The organism is Candidatus Bathyarchaeota archaeon (assembly GCA_029882535.1).
GTDB lineage: Archaea > Thermoproteota > Bathyarchaeia > Bathyarchaeales > SOJC01 > JAOUKM01.
Genome location: JAOUKM010000043.1, coordinates 1 through 9,485, shown reverse-complemented (window position 1 = coordinate 9,485; position 9,485 = coordinate 1). Strand labels below are relative to the sequence as shown.

The 9,485-nt window shown below is 43.9% G+C and carries 12 protein-coding genes; 9 read left to right on the top strand and 3 right to left on the bottom strand.

What is annotated here, in order from left to right; genetic code table 11:
- The 9 genes from OEX01_08655 to OEX01_08615 form a co-directional block, all read left to right on the top strand.
- On the top strand, positions 1-192 hold a 192-nt coding region (locus tag OEX01_08655; protein MDH5449051.1), incomplete at its 5' end, for a hypothetical protein.
- A gap of 177 nt (positions 193-369) precedes the next feature.
- The gene (locus tag OEX01_08650) at positions 370-1,212 is read left to right on the top strand and encodes a hypothetical protein (GenBank protein MDH5449050.1); all 843 of its coding nucleotides are present in this window, start codon (positions 370-372) and stop codon (positions 1,210-1,212) included.
- A gap of 2 nt (positions 1,213-1,214) precedes the next feature.
- Positions 1,215-1,673 carry a hypothetical protein gene (locus OEX01_08645; protein MDH5449049.1) on the top strand — a complete coding sequence of 153 codons (459 nt, stop codon included), beginning with the start codon at positions 1,215-1,217 and terminating at the stop codon, positions 1,671-1,673.
- Complete coding sequence (locus tag OEX01_08640; GenBank protein MDH5449048.1) at positions 1,670-3,253, top strand: type II/IV secretion system ATPase subunit; 1,584 nt, start codon at positions 1,670-1,672, stop codon at positions 3,251-3,253. The genes OEX01_08645 and OEX01_08640 overlap by 4 nt, the downstream gene beginning before the upstream one ends.
- 11 nt (positions 3,254-3,264) lie before the next feature.
- Positions 3,265-4,773 (top strand): type II secretion system F family protein, encoded by a 1,509-nt coding sequence (locus OEX01_08635; protein ID MDH5449047.1) that lies wholly within the window; start codon positions 3,265-3,267, stop codon positions 4,771-4,773.
- A gap of 17 nt (positions 4,774-4,790) precedes the next feature.
- Positions 4,791-5,864 carry a hypothetical protein gene (locus tag OEX01_08630; protein MDH5449046.1) on the top strand — a complete coding sequence of 358 codons (1,074 nt, stop codon included), beginning with the start codon at positions 4,791-4,793 and terminating at the stop codon, positions 5,862-5,864.
- Positions 5,865-5,877: 13 nt separating this feature from the next.
- Entirely contained in the window at positions 5,878-6,276 is a 399-nt protein-coding gene (locus OEX01_08625; protein ID MDH5449045.1) for a hypothetical protein, read from the top strand.
- A gap of 6 nt (positions 6,277-6,282) precedes the next feature.
- On the top strand, positions 6,283-7,047 hold the full coding sequence (locus tag OEX01_08620) for a hypothetical protein (GenBank protein ID MDH5449044.1): 765 nt from the start codon (positions 6,283-6,285) through the stop codon (positions 7,045-7,047).
- A 101-nt stretch (positions 7,048-7,148) separates the two neighbouring features.
- The gene (locus OEX01_08615; GenBank protein MDH5449043.1) at positions 7,149-7,394 is read left to right on the top strand and encodes a hypothetical protein; all 246 of its coding nucleotides are present in this window, start codon (positions 7,149-7,151) and stop codon (positions 7,392-7,394) included.
- A gap of 1 nt (position 7,395) precedes the next feature.
- Here OEX01_08615 and OEX01_08610 read toward each other — a convergent pair whose 3' ends face one another.
- From OEX01_08610 to OEX01_08600, 3 genes are all read right to left on the bottom strand, one after another.
- On the bottom strand, positions 7,396-8,727 hold the full coding sequence (locus OEX01_08610; GenBank protein MDH5449042.1) for a tRNA(Ile)(2)-agmatinylcytidine synthase: 1,332 nt from the start codon (positions 8,725-8,727) through the stop codon (positions 7,396-7,398).
- Between the two features lie 76 nt (positions 8,728-8,803).
- On the bottom strand, positions 8,804-9,046 hold the full coding sequence (locus OEX01_08605; protein MDH5449041.1) for an Lrp/AsnC ligand binding domain-containing protein: 243 nt from the start codon (positions 9,044-9,046) through the stop codon (positions 8,804-8,806).
- 122 nt (positions 9,047-9,168) lie between these two features.
- A partial coding sequence (locus OEX01_08600; protein MDH5449040.1) for a hypothetical protein occupies positions 9,169-9,485 on the bottom strand: 317 nt, incomplete at its 5' end.

Genomic DNA, 9,485 nt, shown 5'->3' with positions numbered 1-9,485 from the left:
TATCTAGGTGTCTTCACAGGTTGGGACAACGCCACAGACGATTTATCTTTGAAGTCTGGCGAATACCTAGTCATCTACATTCAAGACCCAGGCACCATATCCGTTGCAGATATTGGAACTACGTGCAGCATCACTGTTTTCACTGCCAGCGCACAGTACAAGATAGAAGTCAACGTTGAATCCGCTAGTTAAAGCCAATATCTCCTTTCCTTTTTTTCCTACTTTTTTATGCACCAATTATCACGCTTTTAGAATACTTATGTTGCATTCTTATGTGTAGTACAGTTTTACACACAAATTGTCTTATTACTTCTCTAAGAAGCAATGGTTGAAGCTTCGTCGCTTACGGTTGCTATTGAGGTTGTACAATTGAATCGCAAAAAGAGTAAGATAGCGTTACGGTTCTTACTGTCAAAAAGAGCAACCGCGCTACCTGTTTCATTTCTCATGCTGTTTGTCTCCCTCACTATAATTGTATCAGCAACCTACTACGTTTCTGTGGCAAAAATCCAAGCAAGAGGACAACTCCTCAACATCGCCGTGGCAAAACAAAACATGCTCTACTTCGAAGACTCTGTAGGATTTACAAAGTGGTCGCCAGGCACTTCTACCGTATATAACTTCGAAGACTCAGGCGCCACGTTTAAAACATACCCCACAGCAAAAAGCCTCCTAGTAAACGTCACAGACAACAACACGTTTCACGCCATAGCTTTCAACAGTAGCATAGGAAAGGCCGTTTACGAGCTGCCACCAGCTGAAACAGCAGTTTATACGTTTTACATGAAAGGCGACAGAAGAGCAATAATCAACCAAAGCGCATTCACAATGGCACAGCTCTGCTTGTCACCCGGAACAACATCACCAGAGCTAACCCTCACCTACCGCCCCCTAGCAACCATAAGCGAAACAGGGTTCAGCCAAGGGAAACCCGTAAACACACTTAGGCTTTACATAATCAACCTAAACACGTCAACAACACTAACCGCCCAAGGCGAATTCAACATCAAATCCACATGCACAAACGTAACCTCAAACCTACAGACCTACAACTTCTCCTACCGAATAACCACAATTTTCGTGAAAGCAACTTTTGACGAAAGAACAGACATAGTGGCACTTCCCGTGTCAAGCAACGCAGGTGGAGCCTTCGTAAAAGTCGAAACCCTAGTGTGCAACATCAAGCTCGAAAGGATACAGGGAGGAGGCTAAAAATGCCAACAATAGCACCAAGCTACATCTATAGCTTCTTCGCTCTGATTATAATATCCACACTTCTCATTTCTTCTTTCGCCGCCTACGCAACAACCCTACGAACAATACCAGAGATAGAACAACTTGAAAACCTACTAAACCACGTAGCATCAAAAGGATACGAACTCATAATAATAACCACAGCGACAAACTCTACCTCAGAAGCAGTTTTACAACTACCTATAGCCATCGGCACAAAACAATACTGGATCAGACTCAGCAACGAATCCTCAAAAACATGGGTTGAAGGCGCTTTAGGGGCAATACATGAAGACAGCGTAGCCAACCGAGAGTATCTCCCTAAAACAGTGTCTGTTTCTGGAAATTACTCTAGCGGCTATGGTCCAGCAGTTTTGGAATGTTACATTAACGGCTCAACAGTCAGCCTTCGTCTCACATCTTGGAGGGAAAGCGTGTGAAAGTAAAATTGCGAAAGAAAAGAAAAGAAGAGCCGCATGAAGAAGAGGCAGATTTTGGCGTTTCAGAAGAAACGTTAGCAGGATACCTAAACCTGAAAAGGTGGACTGTCCCTGAAGGATATGTCGAGGTTGAAACTTACCCCTTAAAGGCTCCTTTCTCTTACGCCTGTATAGTTCAAAACGAAGACACTGGAGTATACCTATATGTTGTCGACGATCTGCCTCTGACAAAAGAGGAAACCGACATTTCCTTCAGAATGAAAAACATCTTAGAATACGAACTGCAAGCCCCTGAAGGCGACAAAACACTAAGCGAGTCCTTCCACGCACAAATGCCCGACATTATCAACTCACACCAAAAAGTGTTCAAAGATGTTTCCCCCATAAGCCTAAAAAAAATTCTCTACTACCTAGAACGAGACATCGTCGGCTACGGAAAGATCAACTCACTAATGTTCGACCCATACGTAGAAGACATAAGCTGCAGTGGAATCAACAAACACATTTTCCTTTGGCATAGACGATACGAAAACATCAGAACGAACATCTTCTTCAAAGAAGAGCAGAGACTTGACGATTTCGTCATGAAAATGGTTCACAAATCGGGAAAACACGTTAGTATAGCCTTCCCCATTGTAGACGTCACTCTGCCAGGACAACATCGGTTGGCAGTGTCCTATGGAAAAGAAACAACTCCTTCAGGAACAAGCTTCACAATACGAAAGTTCCGCGAAGACCCGTTCACCATAGTGGACCTAATTGAAAATGAGACAATAGATGAAAACATTGCCGCATACCTGTGGCTGCTGATGGAAAACAAGATGTCGGTGATGATAATGGGAGCAACAGGAGCAGGCAAAACAACCGCCCTAAATGCAATTGCATGCTTGATAAGACCCAACTACAAAATAATTTCTGTGGAAGAAGTCGCTGAAATTAACCTACCTCATGAAAACTGGACCGCAACAATTGCCCGTTCAGGATTTGGAGTAGAAAGCGAAGGAGAAATTACGCTTTACGATTTGATAAAGTCCGCTGTAAGACATCGTCCAGACTTGATTATTGTCGGCGAGGTGCGGGGCGAAGAAGCCTACGTACTCTTTCAAGCCCTCGCAACAGGACATGGTGGTTTATGCACGATACATGCAGAAGACGTGGAGACGTCGATTAAAAGATTGACACAGCCACCGATGAACATTCCATCATCAATCATTCCATTAATGAACTGCGCAATTATTGTAAAACACGTTAGAACGCCTATTTTCCTAAGCGGCGAGAAAAGGCTTTCCAGCAGAAAATTCATTCGAGTGGCTGAAATAAAAAATGTAAACTCGATAAAGGACGCATTTACGTGGAGCGCGTCTACAGATACTTTCCAAGAAGACTTGAGTAACAGCTACTTGACCCCTAAGATTGCGAAAGATCTGGACGTTTCGGTTGAGCAAGTTTTGGACGATTTAGAACAACGGAAGAAACTGTTGTTGAACATGGCAGAACATAACATCCGAGATTATCGCAGCGTGAACAACGTCCTGAGCAAATATTACTACAATCCCAAAGGTTCTGTAAAAACCAAGTAGGTGAGAGTACGTTGGCGTCCAATTTTAATCCGCTGAAAATATTCGGTTCAATGATAATGTTGCTTTCTGGGAAGCAAAAGGCTTCTGAGATTGATAGGGAGCTTCCTTTCACCGTAATGTTGTTCACTTTGATGGCTGCCAGCGGAATTTGTGCTTTTGATGCTTGGAAAAAAATGTGTCGAGTCAGCTTGTTGCCCGAGACTCAAAAGGAAGCTCAGGAAGTGGTGCGGCAAGTTGAAGTTTTAGGATACGACCCGTTAACCGTGATGTACAGGAAAGCTGAGGAAGCAACTTCAAAAACCTACCGCGACTTCCTTGCTGGATATGTTTCTTCGGTTAAAAGCGGCATAAAAGTGGTTAACTTCCTAAGAAGTAGGCTTCGTTCCATTCTAGAAGTACAAAGTGCAGCAGCATTCCGTTCTATCGAGAGATTAGGAACATTAGTTGAGGCGTATGCGGTTATGCTGATTGTCACGCTGTGCGTTTACATTTTGTATGTCGTAATGTCTACAACAACCTCGTTTGAGTATATGTCGGGGGGCACGTCTTCTTCAGCTTCACAACCCCTTATGTACGCTTTAATTTTCCTCGCAACTCCTTTCATCACACTAGTTTTCATGGCTATAGCTAATCTTGCACGCCAAAGCAATTTGCTCTCCGTCAAAGAAGCATATCGCAATGTTATAATCTCGGGCGGAGTAGCTTCAGGGTTCTTTACCGCTGTAATGTCTTTGCCGCAGCTAAGTTTCATTGTCGAAGCGTTGACTTTACCTGGGCTGGTAACTATCTGTCTCTTGGCGATTTCTATACCTCCTGCCTTTGCTTATCGGAAAATTGCGAAAGAAAACTTTGCCGCAGAAGAAGCTATGCCCAGTTTTCTCAGAGACGTAACTGAGTCTAGAAAAATCGGGCTTTCACCTGTAAAGAGCATCGTCCACGCCACCAAAAGGACTGGGTATGGACAGTTTAGTGAAATCTTGAAGCTTGTCCGCAGCCAGATTGAATGGGGTGTTCCGCTTAGAAAGATTTTCGACAGCGTAAAAAAGAAAATTCGAAGCTGGCCCGTCTTGGTCTATTTCCTAATTTTAATTGAAACTATAGAGTTTGGAGGCGGCTCGGCAAACGCACTTGAAATATTATCCGAGTACAGCGAGAAGAACAAGGACATAGAGGCAAATAAACGTTCCACGCTCAACCCCTACGTCATGTTGGCTTTCGTCTGGAGCGTTCTAATAGCCCTTACAACTTCCATAGTGGCGATAACAATCTACGTCCTCACCCAAATCAGCGTTCCAGGCTCTCAACCAGCCGTGTTTAGCTCTTTGCAACAGCAAATCATGGTGTTCTCTATAGGTATAATCTTTCAGTGTTGGATGTCTGGTTTTTTCATAGGTAAAATAAGCGAAGGCACTTTTGCTGCAGGATTTAAATACTCAGCGATGCTCGCAGTCACTGCCTATATTTCTCTTTTCCTGTCTCAAAACTATCTGACGGGGATGCTGGGAGTCATGTCAGGATAGGAGCGTGACTTTGAGAAATGCCGACGTCTTCAGTAGATACGTTTTTTGCATGTTCGCTTATGGTTATCCTCATTGTATCGGCAATGGTTGGCACAGCTAAAATTGTGCAGCCCTATCTTAACGATTTGTCAAACATGAATGGAGTTGAACGTCACAAAGGCTTAGTTGAATACTTACTTTTAAGCACAGGAGAAGCATCGGATTGGGGAAAAACGACAGATAATATTCCAACGGTCTTCGGTTTAGCATCAGAAACTCGACAGCCTTACGAACTGGATCTGGACAAGGTTTCCCGATTGAACAGTGACAACATTTACTCAATTACCTACCCAGAAATATTAGTCGCCTTAGGAACTAAAGACATCTCCATGAACATAAAAATCCACCCTCTATTCGAAGTTTCCATAAATTTAACTTCAAGCCAAAGCGGAGAAACCGAAACCACCTACACCTTTCATATTTCCACAAGCAAATCCGGTTTTCCCGTTGCCTCATGGTTGCAATGCTATACAATTGTTGAAACCTACGTTGATAGTGTTTCTTCTTCAACCGTCTCTAATGGAATAGGCTTCGTAAATGCTACTTTACCGAATTCGCTGAACGGAACAGCGTTGCTTGTGGTGTTTGCAAAAGCGAAGGCGTATTCTCAAATGATGGCTTTTAACACAGATTCTTTCGGTCACAACTCTGAAACTCCTGAACCCAACAAGACTTTTCTTCAACTCAGCCCCTTAAACCACGTTTTAAACGTCTCTTTCCAATACGCAAGTGTGGATGTCTCAAATGCCTACGTTTTGACGTACAACTACTACTTCAACCTGTCACAAACTGCTGCTGGAACCCAAACCGTGGAATACAGCATTCCGCAGCTTTTAGAAGCCAGCCCGATGATGCTTGTGCTCAATGGAAACAATGGTTCAACATCCTTTGCGGAGTGGACTACATATCCACAGTTGCCATTGGAAATTGGCGCAGACTTCGACTTAACTACTAGGTCGAAGGTCGTTGCCCTAACCTATGTTGTGAGTATAAACTCCATCTTATACGAGTTTGTTATAACATGCAGGAGCGTAGAAAACTACGATGCTTAACAACAAGGGGCAGATGAGAACGATTGAGGCGTTTCTGTCAATTTTGCTATTGTTCTCAGCCTTAGCCTTGGCCACTCTAATCTCTCCTGCAACCAACTTGGACAACGACAATACTTTAGCAACCATAGGCATGCAAGCACTTGTTTCCATGGACACCGACGGTCGGCTCGGTAGGCTGATTAACGAAGGAAATTGGACGATTCTAGCAAATGCGTTGGACACATTGCTGCCGGTAGGACTCTCCTACAACCTCTCAGTTTATGACGAAGAGTTGCAGCCAGTCAACAACGTTTCCATCTCAAATGGCATAATCCCGGATCGGAACGTGATTTCTGTTCAGTATCCATGCGTCAGCCCGCGCTCTCAAGGTAACTGCTATCTTCTTCGCTTGCAGTTAGCAACGGCGAGGTGAGCCTTTGTGAAGAAAAATAATGGTAGACGATGTTCGGGGCAGATTCTTGTGTTGGCAGTCTTAGTGGTAAGCCTCGTTCTGTTGTCAACGCAGCTTTATATCTACGAAGTAGGCAGGTCGCTGGAAGAAATCGGGTCAATGAGGGTAAACGATTTTGTATTGGCTATAAAACTCGGCTCCAAACATGCGGTCACTGGTTCGCTGGCTAATATTTCGGCGGGAGGTGATGGCTCAGTTCTATTCGCGAATCTGGAAGGATGGGCATCGTTTACTGGAGGCTTTTACCAGTTTGGAAAGCCTGTTCTTAATTTTACGCTTAGAAATACGTTGCCATACACTAACGGAACCCATTTGTCATGGGGCACTGACGGCTTTGGTGTCTCAAGCGCCTACGCTGATTTTAATTTTTCACTTTCAGACAGTCAAGTCGATGTCCAACTGCCCTATGCTGTGAATGTAACTACGTCGCTTGTTGTGGAAGGGGTTTACCGAACGCTGGAGGGTAGTGTGAAGCAGATAAACGTTACTTGTAACGTGTTGAATGAAGGGACTCCTGCGCTGGCTGAAAATTTAACGGTGTTATACTATTCTGGGTCTTGGCTACGCGCAGACGAACAAACTAGTTATGCTTTTACCGACTATGGCAACGGAACTTACCTAATATCCTTTGAGGCAGACGTTCCAGAAGAAAACGTAAATGTGTCTGCTCAAGTCTATGATTTAAGGGAAATATACGTCCAAGCCAACGCAGTATGCACAAGTGTCACCTGAACACTAGGTATTGCGCGTGCAAGTAATGGTAGCATGTTTGCTGAGAGATAAAAATTAAATCTTCTTGTTGCCTGTTAAGATTTGTTAAGAAGGTGTTGTTGTTGGATTTGTTACAAATATACCTGTTGAACCTGATAGTTACTTTGTGCATGTTTCTCGTTCTAATTTTTAGAGCGTGGGTTGAGAATAAGAATTATAAGCTTATGTGGAAGGAGTTGGAATGGCGCAAAACCTACAACACGGCTGGCCGCATTTTGAAGGCAGAAAAAGAGCTCTTCACAAAAGTTGAAGGCGGAGAAGAACTTTACAACATGCTTCTCGAAATGTTCAAAGCAAAAGAAGAATAGGCTACGGACAGTGCCAGCCAGCCAACATTATCTTAGGCTTGCAAGTCTTCTCTTTCCTGTAACGGCTCAGAGGCTTAGTTAAATGTCTCTGCGACCGTGGAGAAGTAACGAAAAACTCTTCAGTAACGTCCCGTTTCTCTTCAACCAACATCTTTCGCAGATTTGAAGATCGAAAACCACACTTTGAGCATCTGAACCCTTGACCTGTTCCCATAGAACTCGTCCCCTTACCGCATTTTGGACACTTCGGATTATGCGTAGTTAGTCTGTGTGCGAGTTTGACGATTCGCAGTTTTTCAAGATTAACCGTTAACGGACGTTCTAGGGTGCTTGGCCTAACTCCGCCATAGACTTCCACATGGTCCCCGACTATTAGTTGCCTTGCAATCTTCCGCAGAGTACCTGTTGGCTCATAAGCAGCACAGTCTACTTTGCCCGTTTCGTCTTTTATTGAGAATATTCTGTGTCTTCTCGGAATTAGCTTGGGCATTGATGCCACCGTGCCCGTTACGATTACCGGGCGATACGGTTGAATGCTGCTTATTGTTTTGACTTTTCTCAGGTGGGCATCTGTTCCGTGATTTGTTCGGAAAACCACCCATCTTTCTATGGGCTCTAATGGTTGAATCATTTTGTAGGCTTGAATCACCGCTTCTGCAGTTTCTCCTCTGATCCCGTAGAGAATGGGGTCTGGTCCTCTGGGTGTTATTAGGATTCGTTTTGTTTCGGGGTCAATGTTGTTGAAGGTTTTGGGAGAGGTTTTCTGGTCCATCTCTCTGACTGACTTGAGATCTAGTCGCCGTTGGGTGCCTCTGTTTTCGGGTGTCCTGTATGCTATTACCTCGTAGGTGTGGTCTCGGTCTAGGATTTCGCCTATTGCAGCCAATGCGCCGACTATACCATATCCTGTCCCGAAGCCCAACGCTTCTGCCCTAAACTTTTTTACGAGCTTTAACGCGTGTTTCACTTTGACGATACTTTGAATTGTTTTTTTGGCGAAGGCTTTAATTTCTCGGGGAATTTCGACGCCGTGAAAGAAGACGATACCTGGATCTGTGTCTTTGAAGCCTAAATCAGAGTTTTCTTCAACAGTGTCAGCTACGGCTTCGAAGACGGAGTCTACTGTATTTTTTTTGCATGTGACTCGTAGGCAGAGGGCGCCATTACCTCGGGTTTTCCAGGGCACATTAGGGTTTAAGCGGATGAGATTGGGGTAGTCGTTGAAGGTGGCGCCCAGTTTCTGCAGTTTTTCTACGAGTAAGGCGGCTACATAAGTGGTACATCCACCTCTTGGAGAATCTGTGTCGTCAAAGCCGATGTGTAGGACTACCATTAGCGTTCAGCGTGTTTGATTGTTTATTCTCTTCGATAAAAGGAATGTGTTAAGGGATAAAAAAGGAAGGTTTGTGCTAGGCGCCGGGTTCTTCAACTACTATCATAGTCAGTGTGGAGCGAACTTTGTCTAGTCTCCGCACATGCCATGTGACAGTTTCTTTAAGTTTGTCCATAGTATCTGCGGTGATTTTTGCAACTACGTCGTAGACTCCGTAGACTGCGTAGGCTTCTACTACTCCTTCAACGTTTTTCAGGGTTTCTAGAACCTCGCTTTCTGAGCCGATTTCGGTGTTGATTAGCACAAAGGCTACTGGCAACTTATCATTCCTCACCTTGTATGTTTAGAATGTGTGACCTAAAATATTTTGCTACTCATCTTGCCGTATCTTTTGAATGTGAGTATCGTGGAAAGACCTTTGCATAACCAAAATGATTGTCTCTAAGAATTGTTCCGTTCCTTTCCATAGTAGCCTGTACATTTGACTATGTCGTATATGTCTATGATGCCATATGGTTCAGCAATATCAGAGTGAGGATTCCAATTATCATCTCCTTCTCGAGAGCCATAAACTGCTGTTATTCTAACAACATCATAAATGTCAACCTTCAAATCATGGTTAACGTCTCCAGGACTCCAGTAAGGATTCATCAGAGGATAATAATCAACACCCTCCCAAGGCAATTCAGTGTCCCCTATGCCGTCAGTACCTAGATCAGTACCATTATAGTTACTCCAGTAATTACCTTCGCAACCAT